Source organism: Butyricicoccus sp. OF10-2 (assembly GCF_003481925.1).
Taxonomy (GTDB): Bacteria; Bacillota; Clostridia; order Oscillospirales; family Butyricicoccaceae; genus Agathobaculum; species Agathobaculum butyriciproducens.
In genome coordinates this window covers 65,654-83,023 of record NZ_QUMC01000006.1, presented here as the reverse complement: position 1 = coordinate 83,023, position 17,370 = coordinate 65,654, and the positions used below count along the sequence as shown (strand labels likewise).

The window sequence follows — 17,370 nt, the reverse complement described above, 5'->3', positions numbered from 1 at the left end:
ACAAATTTTAGTGAGATAAGTTTATCATAAAAGATGCGGAATTGTCAAGCCGTCAGTTAATCTCGGTCGGCAGATCGACATAGCTGCTCAGATCGGTCGGCAGCGTAATCTTAACCGCATCGCCGGTAGCGGTTACCTTAGCGGCTGCGTTCAGAGTTGCGCTGATGGTCTCGCCCTCTGCTGTAATATCAACCGTACCGGAAATCGCGGTATCGGTAAGCATGCCATTGACTGCCTTCGCGGTAACATTCATATCGCGGGTTTTGATGGAAACACCGTCCAGCATGCCGCCGAGCAGCTCGTCAAACAGGTCGGAACTGAAGACACTGTTCATGTTGTACTTAACGGTCATACCGCCGCTGCCCTTGGTAATGCTCTCGATCGCGCTGACCGGAACAGAACTGTTCATAGCAGAAATCTCCATGCCGTTCAGCACATCATCAAAGGACATCGCCATTTTGTACTTGCCCTGTGCACCCATATCCATGTAGTAAGTGCCATTGGTGAAGTAATAGTTAATATCCTGCGAAATACTGGTATCGCCGCTGTTCGCCAAAGACGGGTCGATCGTCATGTTCAGCTTGCCGCCAAATGCCATCACGGACTTGTCCAGCTCCTTGAGGTTCATATCGGCCTTAATCGTCATCGGCATGGACATATCGAGCAGCTTGGTGGTGCCGAGTTTAACGCTTGCCTTGATGTTCATATCCATAGCCATCTTGGACTCCGCCGAGGTGTTCTTCGCAGCGGTGTTGAATGTGTCCGCGTCTGCGAAAAATGCGCCCAGAGAAGCAGCCTTGGTCTTGTCAACCGCACCGTCTGCAACCAGCTTATCGAGCAGAATGCTGTCACTGCCCTTGACATCGGTATCAAGCGCGGTCAGGCTCATTGCAACTACGTTGTCACGCAGGAAATTCTTGGTGCTGCAATTGACATCGTCCACCAGGCCAACCTGCTCACCGAAATCCAGTGCTTTGGCATAGGTAAAATCGCCCTTGGCATCCGAGTAGCCGAGTGCGCGCAGCAGGAACGTGGTATACATCTGTGCAGAGCACTTGCCGGTCGGGTTATAGGCAGTCTCACTCATGCCGTTGGCAAGGCCGTTATCGTACAGGTACTGCACATACGGCTTTTCCCAGCCCTTCAGATCGGTAAACGGTGCGGTGTAGGTCAGCTTTTCCGCCTCAGCCTCCTTGCCCAGCAGGCGGACCAGCATTGCCGAAGCCTCGGCACGGTAGGTGCCTTGTCAAGCTGGTAACCCTGATTCGTGCCCTGGAACAGTCCCACGTCCTTCAGGCGGTCCGCACAGTTTGTGAAGTTCGCCGCACCGGCTGTTGCCGTAATGCCGGCAGCAACCAGCATGGATGCCAGTGCGATTCTCATCTTTTTCATATTATCTTCCTCCTTTTGATTGAAAAAGCCAATAGATTTTCTTTATTATAGCATGGTTCTTAGGAAAAGTAAACAACAATTCAGAAACGATGCGGCTATCTGATGCATGATTGCAAATCCGCGCAGAACATGGTAAACTAAAGGTGCTTTTTGTCGGTTGTTTTGCCTTTCTGACAGCAATTTTACCATACAGGGATGTTTGCTACATGGTTTTCAGCAGTCTGATTTTTCTATTTTTCTTTTTGCCGGCGGCGCTGTTCTGCTATTATATCGTGCCGCAGAAATTTATCCGAGTGCGGAACGCGGTGCTGCTTTTATTCAGCCTGTTCTTTTATTTCTACGGAGAGCCAAGGCTGATCGGCATGCTGATTTTTTCGATACTGATGAACTACCTGTTCGGCCTGTCCATGCGCAGTACATACAGAAAACCACTGCTCATTTTGTGCGTTATCGCTAATCTGAGCCTGCTGGGCGTGTTCAAGTATCTCAATTTCTTCATCAGCACGGCGGACAGCCTGTTCGGACTGGGTATTCCGGTGCCGGACATTGTCATGCCGATCGGCATCTCGTTTTACACCTTTCAGGCGCTCAGCTACGTCATTGACGTATACCGCCGGGAGGTTCCGCCGCAGCACGATCCGTTTTCGCTGGCGCTATACGTTTCCATGTTCCCGCAGCTTATCGCAGGCCCGATCGTACGCTACCACGATGTCAACGTGCAGCTTGCCGTGCGAAAACACTCGTTTGCGCAGTTTTCCGAGGGTATCAGCCGCTTCCTGTTCGGGCTCAGCAAAAAGGTACTGCTGTCCAATGTGTTCGCGCAGATTGCGGACGGCGTATTCAAATATGCACCGAGCGAGCTGTCCGCTGCCGGTGCGTGGATGGGCGCGATTGGCTATACGCTGCAGATTTACTTCGATTTCTCCGGCTACTCGGATATGGCGATCGGTCTCGGCAAAATGTTCGGCTTCGAGTTTCTCGAAAACTTCAACTACCCGTACATCAGCAAGTCAGTCACCGAGTTCTGGCGCCGCTGGCATATCTCGCTGTCCACCTGGTTCCGCGACTATGTGTACATTCCGCTGGGCGGCAACCGGTGCTCGCCCGCACGGCATATTTTCAATCTGCTTGCCGTATGGACGCTGACCGGCTTCTGGCACGGTGCCAACTGGACGTTTATGGCATGGGGTCTGTACTTTGGCGTGCTGCTCATTCTGGAAAAGAAATTCCTCGCCGGATGGATTACGCGCCTGCCGTCCGTGCTGCAGCATGTCTATGCGCTGTTTTTTATCGTCATCGGCTGGGTGTTCTTCCGCAGCGATTCGATGGGACTGGCAGTGCAGTATCTCGGCAGCATGTTCACCTCGGCGGTGCCGCTCAACCGGTTCGTAATCGAATATCTGCTGCGGTTCTGGCCATACCTGCTGTTCGGTGTTGTATTGTCCGCACCGGTGTTCCCGCGTCTCAAGTCCACCCGTATCTGGCGTGTACTGGAGTTTCCGGTGCTGGCTGTCCTGTTCACACTGTGCCTGATGCGCCTGCTCGCCAGCAGCTACAACCCATTTATCTACTTCCGCTTCTGAGGAGGGCTGAGACATGAAAAACGCGAAGCATATTGTCAAAACCGTGCTGTTCTGCGGTACGCTGGCCGTTTTTTCGGCTGTCAGCGTATTCAGTCCGAAGGAAAAAGGCTCGTTTTACGAAAACCGCAGGCTGGCGGTCTTTCCGGTGCCGAGCGTCGAGACCGTGCTGGACGGCACGTTTTTCTCCGATGTAGAGACCTATATCAGCGACCACTTTGCCTGCCGTGTTCCGCTGCTGCGGCTGAACGTCCGCAAAGAGCTTGCGCTGCACAATCCGGTCGTCAGCAACACGGTTATCGCAGGCGATACGCTGCTGCCCTATCACGGCAAGCCGCGCACCGATTATGACCATGAAAATATGCAGACCGTACTGGATGCGCTCTCGCAGGTGAGCGCGGCGTGTGAGACTGTCGGTGCAAAGTTCATCTATCTGTCCATTCCCGAGCAGAGCAGTGCTTTGCGGTACAAATATCCGTCATACCTCACGTCCGGCACCTACACGGATGATTCCATGCGCACGGACTTCCTCGCCGGACTGGATGCGCGCGGCATTGACTGCCTGAACATGGCGGACTATCTCTGTACCGATTCGGAGAAATATTACAGCAAAACCGACCATCACTACAACTTTTACGGCGCGTATGAGACCTATCTGCGCACTATGGAGCACCTGCAGACGCTCGGCATAGACGCACCTGTCACCACCGATGTGACCATCGAGCAGATTGAGCGGCCGTTCCTCGGTTCCCGCTCCCGCAAGCTGCTCGGCGAGTACCCCACGGATGACAAGCTGTACCGCTTCACGCTCGGCACACCCGTACCCTTTACGCGAGAAGATAACGGCAAGCCGGTTGCCAGCACGGTGGTCAATGAGAATTTCAACAACGTGTACGATTACTACATGGGCGGCGACATTGGCGAAACCATTATCAAGACAAACCGTCCCGGTCTGCCGCGCGTGCTTGTCGTCGGCGATTCGTTCACGAACCCCTTAGAGGGTATCCTGTATACCTCGTGCGATGAAATGCGCAGTCTGGATTACCGTCACTATGACGGCGAGAATATCCTCGACTATATCGCAAAATATCAGCCTGATGTCGTGCTGTATGTCCGCGATGATCTGACCTGCATCACCACCCAAGGCAACGGCACGATGGGACTTGCGGAATAAAAAAGACACCCCTTGGGGTGTCTTTTTCAGGTAGACATGCGGTGCAATTGAGAACGGAAAATTCTTCTCGGGCTTTTACTTCAATTACTGCCAATCAAGCGGCTTCGGTTGCTCAAATGTAGTTGTTGGCTCACAGAAGACGTGCTCATGTGCACTCTTGAGGATGCACTCCATCACCTCAAGCGAATGCAGCGCCATCTCGCCGGAGGCACGCGGCTTGCGGCCCTCCTCGAGCGCGTAGACGAGATCCACCAGACCGATACCGCGCGGGTTCTCGGCGTGGCTGACCGAATTGTACGGATGGCTGTTCGGCACGACCGGCCACGGCGCGTTTACGTTCTCCGGACAGCGCTCGGCATCCGCCCAGCGGTACTGGTCGGGCGTGCGCATGAGCGTATCGCCGCCGAACAGATTAGGACCGGAAATCGGGTCCTTCTCGTTAATGAGAACGGTTCCCTCGGTACCGTAAATCTCCATACGCGGCAGCTCGGAATCCCAGACGTCAAAACTGCAGGTCAGCGTCACCTGTGCGCCGCACACAAACTCAAGAATTGCGTTGATATGAGTATCCACGTCCACCGGCAGCACCTGTCCCTTGCTCGGGCCGGACGGCACGGTGCGCGTCTCTCCTGCCTTGGTGGCCATTGCGCAAACGCGCTTTACCGGGCCGAGCAGGCTGAGCAGCGCGGTGACGTAGTACGGCCCCATGTCGTACAGCGGGCCCGCACCCGGCTGATAGAAGAATGCCGGAGCCGGATGGTGGAACTCGTGCCCGTGACCGACAAACCACGCACCGCCGCCCGTGATGCGGCCCAGTCTGCCGCTGTCGATCAGCTCCCGGATGTTCTGCAAGCGGCCGCCGAGGAAGGTGTCCGGCGCGCAGCCAATCAGCAGTCCCTTCTCCTTAGCAAGCGAAACAAGCTCCCTGCCCTGCTCAAACGTCATTGCCAGCGGCTTCTCCGTGTAGACATGCTTGCCTGCCTTCAAGGCTGCCAGATTATACTCATAATGTGCCTGTGGCGTCGTCAGATTGAGGATAATGTCAATATCCGGGTCAGCGATCAGCTCCATACCAGAGGCGTATGCCTTGGGAATACCGTGCTCTGCCGCCTTTCGCTGTGCCTTCTCCAGTCCGCGTGAGGCACACGCCACCACCTCGACTGTGTCATACTTTTTCAGATTGTTCAGGTAAACATTGCTGATATCGCCAATGCCGATTACACCAACGCGTAATTTCTTCATCTTATGTTCCTCCCTTTGCTCTTTGACCATATTATAAAAGGAATGCGGGTGGTTGTCTTACAATATCTTGCGATTTCTTACAGGCAGGAGACAGGAGTTTCGATTGCGATTTACCGCTGCGCAGGAGATCACCGACCGCCCGACAACACAGGAAACCATCGTCCACTCCTCACTTCTGACTCCTCATTCCTCACTTTTTACGACCTGCATGTGCGGATATGCAATATCAATGCCTTCCGCGTCATAGGTGAGCTTAATGCCCTCGAGCACAGCGCACTTCAGTGCGAATGCGGTGGCGTTATCCTTCGCCCACAGCGATGCACGCAGAACAACCGCAGAATCCGCCAGCTCAAGCACAACGACCGGCACATCGGGCACGCCGTCCTTTTTCTGCTGCTCGGTGCGAATATCGAGGAAGACCGGCTGCTTCCGCACCTCCCGGGCGAGCAGATCTTTGGCTTTTTTGAGGTCGCTTTCGTAGGTAATCCCCACTGTCAGGAACACGCAGACCTTGCTGTCCGCATAGTCGGCGTTCTCGATGATGGCACTGTTCATCTTGCTGTTTGGGATGATGACGCGCTTGTTCTCGAACGTGCGGACCGCAGTATGGTGCAGCGTGATCTCCTCAACGCAGCCGGTGATGTCATTATCGACATAGCGCACGACATCGCCCATCTTAAACGGCTTGAATGCGAGGATCATCATGCCGCTGACCACGCTGCCGAGTGCTTCCTGTGCTGCAAGACCGGCAACCACCGCAATCACACCGCCGGTCGCCAGCAGAGTACGCACCGCACTCGACAGCACCGGAATCGCACCTACGATGACCATGCCGCCCGCAAAGTACACCGCAGCAACCGCTATGTAGCGCACAAATCCTAAGACGGTCGCAATACTGCTGTTCGTTTTCCGGTGACGATCAACCAGCTTTTTCATCAGCCGATTGACCAGTCCGGCCGCCGCCAGCGTCAGGAGCAGCACCGCCACGGCCAGTATTCCCGTGGAAATCAGCTTTCCCAGCGGCGATTCCATAAATTCTGTAAACCATTCAAACATCAGGGTTCCCTCTCTTTCCGGAGATAGGTTTATTATAGCGTATCTGCGGGTACGATACAATAGGAAAAGCCTCGGAGCATACATCTCCGAGGCTTTTCACACGTTCATAAATGATATCCTATCGTTTTCCTGATGCTATCACCGCATAACCTCCACGAATGCAGGTTGCCCGGCAGGATGCTTACCCTTCCGGATAAAACTCCGCCGACGGTTCGGTCAGATGCTCATACACACGCACGAACGAGCTTTCCATATACGCCGAAAGAAAACCGTTCAGCACAGCGGTCAGGCATAGCGCCGCCACCAGAGCCGCCGCGAATACCGCAATCGCCATGCCGGTGCTCATCGCAGTCAGGCCGACCGTACCGAGCAGGATACATCCCCACAGAACAACGGCGATCAGTACATACCAGCCGGTAAAGCTGAGATCGAACACAAACAGCTTCATCAGATTTCCGCGGAACGCCCATGAAGCCTCACGCGTAGCCGCCCATGCACTGCGGTTCTCATCCTGCGCGAGCAGGAGCCAGCCTGCGTTATAAGTCTGCAGCTTAACGCGAATCGGAATCATCACCAGCAGGTACACAACCTGCAGCGCTCCCGCAATCACCTGATACTGTGCCGTATCCGAGACAGCCACAGCAACCGAAAATACGATTGCCGAATAGATGACGGTCGGCACGATTGACCAGATAATGCCGCGCAGCCACAGCGTAAACACCATGCGGATGCCCGCCCAGACACTTTTCAGCGAGGTAAACGGATACATGAGTGTACCCACCGTTACATCCTCGCCGTGTGCGAGGCCGATGTAAAAGTGCATGAGGCCGAACTGCAGGGGACCCGTGATCGCCAGCATAAGCGCAATGCACAACCATACCGTATTCAGTCCACGCGAGAGTGCCGCCATCAACTGGTAATCATTCGCAGAAACACCGCCTGCGATGAGCGCGAACGCTCTGCCGAACACGGAAACGTACAGGATCACCATCAGCAGCACATACGGCACGAGGTACATCAGCTGGATGCCGATACACCGGCCAAGGTTTTCCATTACACGCGCCTTCTGCTCCCGCTTAAGCTGTCTGCGGGTCTCAGCTGTAAAATTGTTCATAAAATTCTCCATTTTCTTTATCATTCACCGACGTACACGACCTCATCCCGCTTGGAATAGGTGGAGCTGTTGGCCAGCACCTCGGTCGTCTTGCCGTTTTCAGTAATCTGCTTGTAGGTCTTGGTCGAGTAGCCCGTGATGCCCGAGGTCTCCACACGGCTGTCGCCTGCCTCCATCGAGCTGTCCGTCTTTGTAACGGTCTCCGGCTTGTAGGTCTCGAGCACCTCTGTGCGGGTCGTGACCGTCTTGTCGCTCGTTTTGGTGCCGACAATGGTCATAATCATCTGACCGTCGGTCTGCTCGGCAAGAATCTTGACCGGATACGCCGTATTGTTGACGAACCGGAAATCCAGATTGCCGTAATCCACGGTTGCGTCCTCGCCGAGCGGTGTGTAGGACACGGTAAACGAATGATTATGCCGTTCGGTCACCTTCAAATCGGCACGCAGTACAGCCATGTACAGCGTCGAGGACGGCTGGCAGACACCGCCGCCGAACTCGTCAATAATCTTGCCGCCCGAGTAGGCATGCGCCTCCTGATAACCACGTGCGGCTGTGCGCTCGCCAACCGTGCCGTTATAGGAAAACTCATCGCCCGGATTGAGGATAGTGCCGTTGATGGCCTTAGCTGCCAGACGGATATTGTTCGTACGCGGTGCGTTGCCCTCGTCGAGATTGGTCGCCGTGCGCGCGAGCGTATCGTGGAACAGCTTCGCCTTGAGCGTCTCTGCCGTGATGGACGGCTGGGTGATCGTCACAGGAATGGTGTAGGTCTCTTGCGAGCCGTCGCCAATGATCTCCTTGGCCTTATCGGTGTCGAACGACACGCCTGCCTTGCCGGCGATGATGGTCTTGCCGTCCTCCTTGCTGACGGTAGCGTTGACCGGGTCACCGATAATGTCGGCTGCAATCTTGTCAACGTCAATCGCCGGAGCGGCTGTCACATCGGTCGAGACCTCATACGGCTCAAAGTCCATCAGGCGGATCTGATCAGTCAGCGCCTGCTCTACCGCATCCGTGTCAAACTTGACGCCCGGCTTGCCGGAATGCACGATCAGATTGCTGTCCTTCAGTTCCCAGGTCGGATTGACCGGTTCGGTCAGCGCCGTGTCCGCGATTTCGTTAAGCGTGCCGCGCAGGCTTTCCTCATCTACAGTTGCCGCAATCTGCGCCTCTCTTTGACCGCGCATTGCGCCGATGATATCGCGCACGCGCTCGAGCGGATTGCCGGTGCGGCCTATTTCATAGGCGTTCTCGGCGGACTGGATGCCGTCCACGTTTTTCAGCACCTTATCGACCGGAATACCATAGTTGGAGCCGTAAATCGTCACCGTGACATTTTTGCCCTCGTACAGCGGCGCACTCTGGTCTTCAATGGTGTTTGCCGCATCATCGCGGTTCATGCCCCCGACCGCGATCGGTCCGACAGTCACACCCGGAAAAACATTCGGGTAGCAGTACACATAGCCGAATGCACCGGCTGCCGCCGCAATGACAACGCCGACGGCAATCTTTACACCGATAGGAACACGACGTTTCTTCTTCGGCTGCTTCGCTTCCGTCCGGATGACCTGCGCCGGTTTTTCCGGCTTTTTGGCCTGCTTTTTGATCAAATGCGCTCCCTTCTTCGGTTTGTTTGCGCTTTTATCTGCCATGAGTATACCTCTTAACTAATCTATGCTTGGAATATGCCTTGGATTCTCGATGCACCCGCCATTATTCGACAGGTATACCTTTATATTATAGCGCCCTGTATTCATGATAGCAACTACAAATTCGGATAAATTCGGTATACGCCGTCATAATCTGTCGCTTTAACTTGCTATCACGGCTCTTTTCTGCTATAGTATTATTAGTATGCTAAAATTTTTGTGAAAAAGAGGAGTAAATGCAAGTGAAACAATTAGGACTGTTAATTCGACTGATTATCGGCATCATCGCCGGTATCCTCATCGGTATGTGCGGACAGTGGTTCGGCATCGCGGACACTGGGTTCTTCGTTGCCATCATCCGCCTGCTGGCAACCTTTACCTCGCTGTTCTCGACCTTCCTGTCATTCATGATCCCGCTGATCATCCTGTCGTTCATCACGGTCGGCATGGCAGAGCTTGGCAAGAAGGCCAATCGTCTGTTCGGTCTGACCCTGCTGCTGGCCTACGGCACAACCGTTATTTCCGGCCTGCTGACCTTCTTCATCGGCAAGGCCGTTCTGCCGGGGCTCATTCAGCCCATCACCGGCGATGTACTCGAGAGCAACGCCTTCGAGCCGCTGTTCTCCATCACGGTTGACCCGGTGTTCGGCGTTATGACCGCACTTGTGCTCGCGTTCGTGATCGGCATCGGCATGGCAAACCTTAAGGGCGATTCCCTGCTGAACGTTTTCCGCGATCTGCAGAAGATCGTTACCGGCGTACTCAGCCGCATTATCATTCCGCTGATCCCGATCCACATCGCAGGTCTGTTCGCCAACATCGCAGCCGAGGGCCGTCTGGCGGCTACCGTCAAGATGTTCGCTTCCCTGTATGCCATTATTATTGTGCTGCAGCTGCTGTACATCGTGTCTCAGTTTGGTCTGGCAAGCATTGTCTGCCGCAAGAACCACTTCAAAAGCATGAAGAACGCCGCTCCGGCGTACTTTACCGCACTCGGCACCCAGTCGTCTGCATCGACTATTCCGATTGCGCTGAACTGTGCATATAATAACAATATAAATAACGACGTTGCCGACTTTGTCGTTCCGCTGTGCGCTACCATCAACCTCAACGGCGATACCATCTGCCTCGTACTCGGCTCGATGGGCATCATGCTTGCAAGCGGCATAACCCCGACCTTTGCCATGTTTGCTCCGTTTGTATTCATGCTGGGCGTTACCATGGTTGCGGCTCCGGGTGTACCGGGCGGCGGTGTTATGTCGGCACTGGGCCTGATCACCTCGATGCTCGGCTTCACGGACCCGATGCAGCAGCTTATCATCGCCCTGCACTTCTCGCAGGACAGCTTCGGCACTGCTACCAACGTCACCGGTGACCAGGCGATTGCCCTCATCGTGGACAAGGTAGACCGTTCTGCTTCCGAAAAATAACCGGGAAGTTGTTTCCATAGCCATCCCCCGGTCATAAAACAACTTCCAATCTCCTGAAAGGCGGCGATTCCGGTAAATGGATATTCTGCTCGATATTGTGCATTCAGTTGACTACGGCGTTCTCGCGTACATCTCGGAGCACTGGCGCGGTGGTCTGTCCGACACAGTCTGGAAGGTGTTCTCCCTGCTGGGCAGCTACGGTGCTGTCTGGATTACGCTTGCCGTACTGCTGCTGTTCTTCCGGCGAACACGCCGCGCCGGTGCGGCGATGCTGATCGCGCTCGGTGTCGGCTTTCTGCTTGGCAACGTGTTCCTCAAGAACCTTGTCATGCGGCCGCGTCCATTTGTCACCCACACCGACCTGACGGCGCTGCTCGTTCCGGAGGACCCGTGGTCGTTTCCGTCCGGACACACGCTCAGCTCGTTTGCGGCAGCTTCGGCGCTGTACTTCTTCCACTATAAACCGGTTTTCTGGCCTTTCTGCTGGCGGCAGCCATTGCGTTTTCGCGGCTGTATGCCAGCGTCCATTACCCGACCGACGTACTGGCCGGAGCGGTCATCGGCGTGCTGTGCGGCATTATCGCTGCATGGCTGACCGACCGCGTTACCGACCAGTGCCACACACTCCGGCTGAGAAAGGGCAAAAAATGAATCAATACAAACGCCTTCTCGGCAATACCTTTATCTTTGCGATAGGCACGTTCAGTTCCAAGATTCTCGTCATCCTCATGCTGCGTTTCTACACCGGCATGATGACGCAGGATGAAATGGGTGTCGCTGACCTGATCATCAAGACCACCAGTATTCTGTACCCGGTGGTGTCGCTGTCCATCGGACAGGCGGTCATCCGCTACGGACTTGAGCGCAAGTATTACAAGCGAAGCGTGTTCACCATTGCGCTCGTGACAGTGCTGTGCGGCTTTATTATCGCACTGCCGTTCCATCCGCTGCTGAGTCTCATCCACTATAACACCTCGGCGGGTGTTACCGGCTCACTGCTTGAGTATCAGTGGATCATCTACCTGTATGTTCTGACCTCGTGCACGCAGAACGTGTGCAGCCAGTTCATCCGTGCGCTTGGTCACGTCCGCCTGTACGCGATCGACGGCATTTTCCGTACGTTCGTCACCATCATGCTGAACATCCTCTACCTGAGGTGTTCCGCTGGAACATCCTCGGCTATGTGTTCTCCATCATCTGCTCGGACGCACTTTCCACTGTTTGCCTGTTCATTATCGCCGGTTTGTGGAAGTACGTCAAACTCAAGCGTCTGGACACACACCTGTGGCGCGGAATGCTGGCGTACTCGCTGCCGCTCGTGCCGGATGCGATTCTCGTGTATATTATCGGCTTCTCGGATCAGGTGTTCCTCGCTTCCATGCAGGATACCGCAGTCAGCGCCATCTACTCGATCGCCTACCGTGTGCCAACACTGATTGCGCTTGTCGCGTCCATCTTTGTTGATGCATGGCAGATATCCATGGTCAACAACAACACCAAGGAGGAGCAGATCACGTTCTTCTCGAACGTCGGCAACACATACTCGTCCATCGTGTTCATCATCGCGTCCGGCGGCGTAATGTGCGCCAAGCTGGCTATGACAGTTCTCGCCGTGCCCAGCTACTATATCGGCTGGACGTTCATCCCGATTCTGGCGGTCGGCGCGGGCTTCAACTGCCTGTCCAGCTTCCAGAAAAGCGTGTACCTGCTGGAAAAGAAGACGGTTGCGTCCTTCCTGTCCACGGCATTCTCCGCGGTTATTAACATCGGTCTGAATGCTCTGCTCATCCCGCGGATGGGGGGCACCGGTGCAGCGCTGGCAACGCTCATCAGCTATGTGGCTCTGTTCCTGTACCGTGCGATTGACAGCCGGCGGTTCATGCCGGTCCGCTGGAAGGTGCCGCGCTTGGCGCTGACCGTGATTCTGCTTACCGTGCAGTCCATGCTCATGCTGTTTGAGCCGCCGCTGTGGCTCGTCTGGCAGATTGCGCTGTTCGGCGCAGTTGCGGCACTCAACAGCCGCGAGATGCTGCTCAGTGTCAAAAAGCTGCTGCATCGAGCATAAGCTTATATGCAAAGGGAATACCTGCGGGGTGTTCCCTTTTTCTTTTGCGCTCCGAATGCGGAATGGGAGCCGTCCGGACGGTTGGATGGCCCCAAAGGATAGATACCAAGGTTTCTTATCCTCTTGGAACGAAAAAAAGACAGACGAAAAATCGTCTGTCTTTTTGCGTTAGATGGAAAAATTAAGCGTTCCGTTATTGACAAGATCCTCGAGCGTGACCGAATCAACATAATTATTGATTGCGTCATACAATCCGCGCCAAAAGCTGAGCGTAATGCATTCATCTACACGAGGACAATCCACTGGCTCATGCTCCAAACAAGCCACCGGTGCAAGAGAGCCTTCGGTAATGCGCAGAATATCGCCCACGGTATACTCCGAAGGATGCCGCGCCAGCTGGTAGCCGCCCTGTGCGCCTCGCGTCGAGATAACAAAGCCCGCACGCGAAAGCTGCACCACGATCTGCTCCAGATACTTGGCCGAAATCTGCTGTCGCTTGGAAATATCGCGCAGCGGAATGTAGCCGCCTGCGTCATGCTGCGCCAAGTCGATCATCAGACGAAGCGCATATCTTCCTTTGGTTGAAATCTTCATAGTTGCAAATTCCCCTTTTTACTAATATACCACAGGTTTACTATGAATTCAAGTCCAAACCGATTTTTGTTTACAATTTTTTCAGAATTGCCTCAATATGCTCATTGGCCTGCTCTACTTCCCAGTGCAGCTCGGTCGCGGAGATACGCTCTGCGCCATGTCCGAGAATGATCATCTGCTCCATACCATCCGAGGTAGCCACCCGAACACGGTGCTTGCGCGACAGGTCGTAGGACGCCTGCTCAATGTACATATCCGCAGTTTCGGCCTCCTTGGTGTAGACAATATGGATGCCGCCGCGCTGCTCAATTGAGCCGGTGCCGCCTTTGACCTTATAGGCATCGAACACGAGAATAAGATGGCATCTGCGCACACCCTGATAATTGCTCAGCACGTTGACGAGCGCTTCACGGGCTGCGTTGACATCACGGGCGGCAATGTCGCGCAGCTCGTCCCACGAGAAGATGATGTTGTAGCCGTCCACGAGCAGATAATCGTCCTCACGAATGCGGGTGACGTACAGCTGCTCAAGCGTCGCGGCCTTTTTACGGCTCTGCTGGAAGGCTTCAAAGCCGCGGTTTTTGACCGGACCGTAGGTGCGTTCAAACAAGGCCCGCAGTTCCGCGTCGCCGCCGAAGCCGTCTCCACCGCCTGTGCCGGAGGAACGCACCGGGCGGACTTGTTCCGGCTCTTCTTCCCTAGGTTTAAGCACGTTTGAAGTATCAATATGCGCGTGCTCCGGCACCTCATTCCACTTGACAACATAGCCTGCACCGTGCGAGCAGAACACGGAATCCGGCGTATTCTCCACATCGGCGGTCGGGTCGTAGGCAGCTGCGAGATGACTTCCTCCGCGTTGTGGCAAGGCGCGTAGCCGTTCGGCGTGCACGACAGCCGACCGCGTCCCTTGGTGTACGCCGCGACCTCGGTCCAGTAGTTGCGCATGGTGGAAACCGGCGCCGTTCCGGTCAGAATCGAACCGTGAGCACCCTGCTCGGGCGGCTCGAACGTGCCGTTCATTCGCTGAATGTCGGTCATGGCGCGTCCGACACACTCGTCCGGCAGCTCCAGCCGAAACGCATAATACGGCTCAAGCAGCAGGCTTTCTGTGCGCATAAGGCCGTTGCGGACGGCGCGGTAGGTCGCCTCACGGAAGTCGCCGCCTTCCGTATGCTTGACGTGTGCACGTCCTGCAGGATGGTTATCTTCACATCCGTGATGGGTGCACCGGTCAGCACGCCTAAATGCGGTTTTTCCGCCAGATGCGTGAGGATCAATCGCTGCCAGTTCAGGTCGAGCACATCGGTCGGACACGCCGTTGACAGCTGAATGCCGCTGCCGCGCTCTGCCGGTTCAAGCAGCAGATGCACCTCGGCGTAATGCCGCAGCGGCTCGAAATGGCCGATGCCGATCACCGGCTCGGTGATCGTCTCGCGGTAGACGATGCTGCCCTCATCAAAGGTCACATCCACGCCGAAGCGTTCCGCGATAACGCTGGTGAGGATTTCCAGCTGCACCTCCCCCATTAGCTGCAGGTGAATCTCGCCAAGCCGCTCGTTCCACACCACCCGAAGCTGCGGGTCCTCCTCCTCGAGCTGGCGCAGATTGCGCAGCATGACATGTGCGTCACACCCTTCTGGCAGGCACACGCGATAGCCGAGAACCGGCTCGAGCACCGGCGGCAGTGCACCGGCTTCCGCGCCAAGACCCATACCCGGACGCGTGTGCGTGAGTCCTGTCACCGCACAGACCATGCCGCTCTCGACGCGCTCAGCCGTGCGGAATTTTTCACCCGAGTAGATGCGGATGCCGCTCACTTTTTCCTGCCAGCCGCCGTCCTCGCCGCCCGAAAGCTGCTCGCGCACGGACAGCGCACCGCCGGTGATTTTGAGATATGACAGGCGGTTGCCCTGTGCGTCACGCGCGATTTTGAACACGCGCGCACCGAAGTCCGCGCCGTACTGCGGTGCAGGAAGATATCGTTCCAGACCATCCAGCAGCGCGTCCACGCCGTCCAGTTTGAGCGCCGAGCCGAAGTAGCACGGGAACGCTTTTCGTTCCGCAACCAGCTGTGCGATCTGGCTGTCATCCACCATTCCTGTCTCGAGGTACTGCTCGAGCAGACCTTCATCGCATACGGCAAGCTCCTCTGCCATTGTGTCCGTCGAAGTGAAGTCCACACAGCCGCTGTCCAGCCGCGATTTCAGCTCCTGCAGGAGTGCATTTCGGTCTGCGCCGTCCAAATCCATCTTGTTGATGAACAGAAACGTCGGGATTCCCTGCCGCGTCAGCAGCCGCCACAGCGTTTCCGTATGCGCCTGCACGCCGTCCGTGCCGCTTATGACCAGCACCGCACAGTCGAGCACCTGCAGTGTGCGTTCCATCTCCGCCGAAAAGTCAACGTGACCGGGCGTGTCCAGCAGTGTCACCTCGGTGTGCGGCAGAGAGAACTCCGCCTGCTTGGAGAAAATTGTGATGCCGCGCGCGCGCTCGAGCGCAAACGTATCGAGGAACGCATCCTGATGATCCACGCGGCCTAATTTTTTCAGCGCACCCGCCTGATACAGCATGGCTTCCGACAGAGTGGTTTTCCGGCATCAACGTGCGCCGTGATGCCAATACAGATATGTTTCATAGCAAAATTCGCTTTCATGTTCGAGTGATTCTAACTCCTACTATTATCGCAGGTTTTGCGTGATTCTTCAAGGCATAGCATGTATTCTTTCCCGTTATATCGTCATAAACAACAGATATTGGACAAATTTCTTGTGCAGGTTTACAATAGAACCATCAGCAAAGGCGCTGAAACCTACCGACTAAGGGGTTTCAGCACCTTTTTGTTTTCTTGTATTCCAAATCTTAACAGGAGCGATAGATATGCAGTATGAAATTTCCAACCGTATGAGTGATGTGCACGGCTCGGCCATCCGCGAGCTGTTCAAGCTCGGCGCAGACCCGAACATGATCTCGTTCGGCGGCGGCAACCCGTCCGCAGAGACCTTCCCGGTACCCGAGATTGCGGACATCATCGCGGACGTCATGAAGAACGCACCGGTCTCTGTTCTGCAGTACGGTCTGTCCGAGGGCTACACGCCGCTGCGCGATACGATGAAGGACTACCTCACCCGCACACAGGGTTTTGATTTCGAGAACAATGAGCTGTTCATCCTGTCCGGCGGTCAGCAGTGCGCCGACTTGACCACTAAAGTTCTGGTAAACGAAGGCGATGTCATTCTGACTGAGGACCCGGCCTTTGTCGGCTGCCTGAACACATTCCGTTCGTATGGCGCCAAGCTGATCGGCATTCCGATGCAGCAGGACGGCATGGATACGGATGCGCTCGAGGCCGCTCTCAAGGCGCACCCCGAGGCCAAGCTGCTGTACACGATTCCGTCCTTCCAGAATCCGTCCGGCATCACAACTACGCTTGAAAAGCGCAAAAAGGTGTATGAGCTGGCGTGCAAATACGACATTGCCATCCTCGAGGACAACCCGTACGGCGAGCTGCGCTTCTCCGGCGAGGATGTGCCAACCATCAAGTCGATGGACACCGAAGGCCGCGTGCTGTACGCAGGCAGCTTTTCCAAGGTTATGGCTCCTGCGTTCCGACTGGGCTTCCTTGTGTTCAACAAGTCGCTCACCATGCCGCTGACCATCGCCAAGCAGACCACCGATGTACACTCTAACGTGCTGTTCCAATATGTCTGCAACGAGTACATGACCAAGTACGATTTTGCCGCGCACCTCGACAAAGCGCGTGACGTATACCGCGCTAAGTGCAATCTCATGCTCGATACCATGCGCCGCACCTTCCATCCGGCGGTCACGTTCTCGCAGCCGGAAGGCGGCCTGTTCGCCATGGCCTTCCTGCCGGACGGCATGGATTCGCAGCCGTTTGTCCGCGAAGCGATTCAGCGCGGTGTACTCTGCGTGCCCGGCTCAGCGTTCCTGGCAGACGAAAAGCAGGTGTCCAACGCCTTCCGTCTCAACTATTCTACCCCGACCGACGAGCAGATCGTCAAGGGCATCGAAATTCTCGGCAAGCTCACCCACGAATGGATCAAGGAGTAA

General features: G+C 55.5%; 15 protein-coding genes and 2 pseudogenes. 7 read left to right on the top strand and 10 right to left on the bottom strand.

The window, feature by feature from the left end:
- Window positions 1-52: 52 nt before the first annotated feature.
- Window positions 53-1,216: an S-layer homology domain-containing protein gene (locus DXB00_RS05215; RefSeq protein ID WP_119214595.1), complete on the bottom strand. Its 1,164-nt coding sequence runs from the start codon at window positions 1,214-1,216 to the stop codon at window positions 53-55.
- The gene (locus DXB00_RS05210) at window positions 1,171-1,392 is read right to left on the bottom strand and encodes a hypothetical protein (protein ID WP_117487955.1); all 222 of its coding nucleotides are present in this window, start codon (window positions 1,390-1,392) and stop codon (window positions 1,171-1,173) included. Before DXB00_RS05210 ends, DXB00_RS05215 begins: the two co-directional genes overlap by 46 nt.
- Before the next feature lie 206 nt (window positions 1,393-1,598).
- On the opposite strand from DXB00_RS05210, the gene DXB00_RS05205 reads away from it, so the two are divergent.
- Complete coding sequence (locus tag DXB00_RS05205) at window positions 1,599-2,975, top strand: MBOAT family O-acyltransferase (protein WP_118729812.1); 1,377 nt, start codon at window positions 1,599-1,601, stop codon at window positions 2,973-2,975.
- A 13-nt stretch (window positions 2,976-2,988) separates the two neighbouring features.
- Entirely contained in the window at window positions 2,989-4,146 is a 1,158-nt protein-coding gene (locus DXB00_RS05200) for a DHHW family protein (RefSeq protein ID WP_118729811.1), read from the top strand.
- An 84-nt stretch (window positions 4,147-4,230) separates the two neighbouring features.
- Here DXB00_RS05200 and DXB00_RS05195 read toward each other — a convergent pair whose 3' ends face one another.
- The 4 genes from DXB00_RS05195 to DXB00_RS05180 all read right to left on the bottom strand — a co-directional run bounded on the left by DXB00_RS05195 (window position 4,231) and on the right by DXB00_RS05180 (window position 9,213).
- Window positions 4,231-5,388, bottom strand: a complete 1,158-nt coding sequence (locus DXB00_RS05195) for a Gfo/Idh/MocA family protein (RefSeq protein ID WP_118729810.1) — start codon at window positions 5,386-5,388, stop codon at window positions 4,231-4,233.
- Window positions 5,389-5,571: 183 nt separating this feature from the next.
- The gene (locus DXB00_RS05190) at window positions 5,572-6,444 is read right to left on the bottom strand and encodes a mechanosensitive ion channel family protein (RefSeq protein WP_158578342.1); all 873 of its coding nucleotides are present in this window, start codon (window positions 6,442-6,444) and stop codon (window positions 5,572-5,574) included.
- A gap of 181 nt (window positions 6,445-6,625) precedes the next feature.
- Complete coding sequence (locus DXB00_RS05185; protein WP_158578341.1) at window positions 6,626-7,558, bottom strand: DUF975 family protein; 933 nt, start codon at window positions 7,556-7,558, stop codon at window positions 6,626-6,628.
- A 20-nt stretch (window positions 7,559-7,578) separates the two neighbouring features.
- On the bottom strand, window positions 7,579-9,213 hold the full coding sequence (locus DXB00_RS05180; RefSeq protein WP_118729807.1) for a VanW family protein: 1,635 nt from the start codon (window positions 9,211-9,213) through the stop codon (window positions 7,579-7,581).
- Between the two features lie 239 nt (window positions 9,214-9,452).
- On the opposite strand from DXB00_RS05180, the gene DXB00_RS05175 reads away from it, so the two are divergent.
- The 4 genes and pseudogenes from DXB00_RS05175 to DXB00_RS05160 all read left to right on the top strand — a co-directional run bounded on the left by DXB00_RS05175 (window position 9,453) and on the right by DXB00_RS05160 (window position 12,705).
- Window positions 9,453-10,640, top strand: a complete 1,188-nt coding sequence (locus DXB00_RS05175) for a cation:dicarboxylate symporter family transporter (RefSeq protein WP_199667432.1) — start codon at window positions 9,453-9,455, stop codon at window positions 10,638-10,640.
- A 76-nt stretch (window positions 10,641-10,716) separates the two neighbouring features.
- Window positions 10,717-11,088: pseudogene (locus tag DXB00_RS05170) on the top strand (phosphatase PAP2 family protein); the annotation flags it as partial.
- 23 nt (window positions 11,089-11,111) lie between these two features.
- Complete coding sequence (locus DXB00_RS18125) at window positions 11,112-11,291, top strand: phosphatase PAP2 family protein (protein ID WP_119214593.1); 180 nt, start codon at window positions 11,112-11,114, stop codon at window positions 11,289-11,291.
- A gap of 358 nt (window positions 11,292-11,649) precedes the next feature.
- Window positions 11,650-12,705 carry an oligosaccharide flippase family protein gene (locus tag DXB00_RS05160; protein WP_119214592.1) on the top strand — a complete coding sequence of 352 codons (1,056 nt, stop codon included), beginning with the start codon at window positions 11,650-11,652 and terminating at the stop codon, window positions 12,703-12,705.
- 168 nt (window positions 12,706-12,873) lie between these two features.
- Here the strand turns inward: DXB00_RS05160 and DXB00_RS05155 are convergent, their stop codons facing one another.
- The 4 genes and pseudogenes from DXB00_RS05155 to DXB00_RS17070 all read right to left on the bottom strand — a co-directional run bounded on the left by DXB00_RS05155 (window position 12,874) and on the right by DXB00_RS17070 (window position 15,869).
- The gene (locus DXB00_RS05155) at window positions 12,874-13,299 is read right to left on the bottom strand and encodes an RrF2 family transcriptional regulator (protein ID WP_110436718.1); all 426 of its coding nucleotides are present in this window, start codon (window positions 13,297-13,299) and stop codon (window positions 12,874-12,876) included.
- A gap of 70 nt (window positions 13,300-13,369) precedes the next feature.
- Complete coding sequence (locus DXB00_RS17080) at window positions 13,370-14,164, bottom strand: NYN domain-containing protein (protein WP_243107168.1); 795 nt, start codon at window positions 14,162-14,164, stop codon at window positions 13,370-13,372.
- 50 nt (window positions 14,165-14,214) lie between these two features.
- Window positions 14,215-14,337 (bottom strand): annotated as a pseudogene (locus DXB00_RS17075) (hypothetical protein); the annotation flags it as partial.
- Window positions 14,334-15,869, bottom strand: a complete 1,536-nt coding sequence (locus DXB00_RS17070) for a GTP-binding protein (RefSeq protein WP_243107167.1) — start codon at window positions 15,867-15,869, stop codon at window positions 14,334-14,336. The gene DXB00_RS17070 and the pseudogene DXB00_RS17075, both read right to left, overlap by 4 nt.
- A gap of 307 nt (window positions 15,870-16,176) precedes the next feature.
- Here DXB00_RS17070 and DXB00_RS05145 point away from each other — a divergent pair, with 307 nt between their 5' ends.
- Window positions 16,177-17,370, top strand: coding sequence for an aminotransferase-like domain-containing protein (locus tag DXB00_RS05145; protein WP_110436717.1), 1,194 nt, complete (start codon window positions 16,177-16,179; stop codon window positions 17,368-17,370).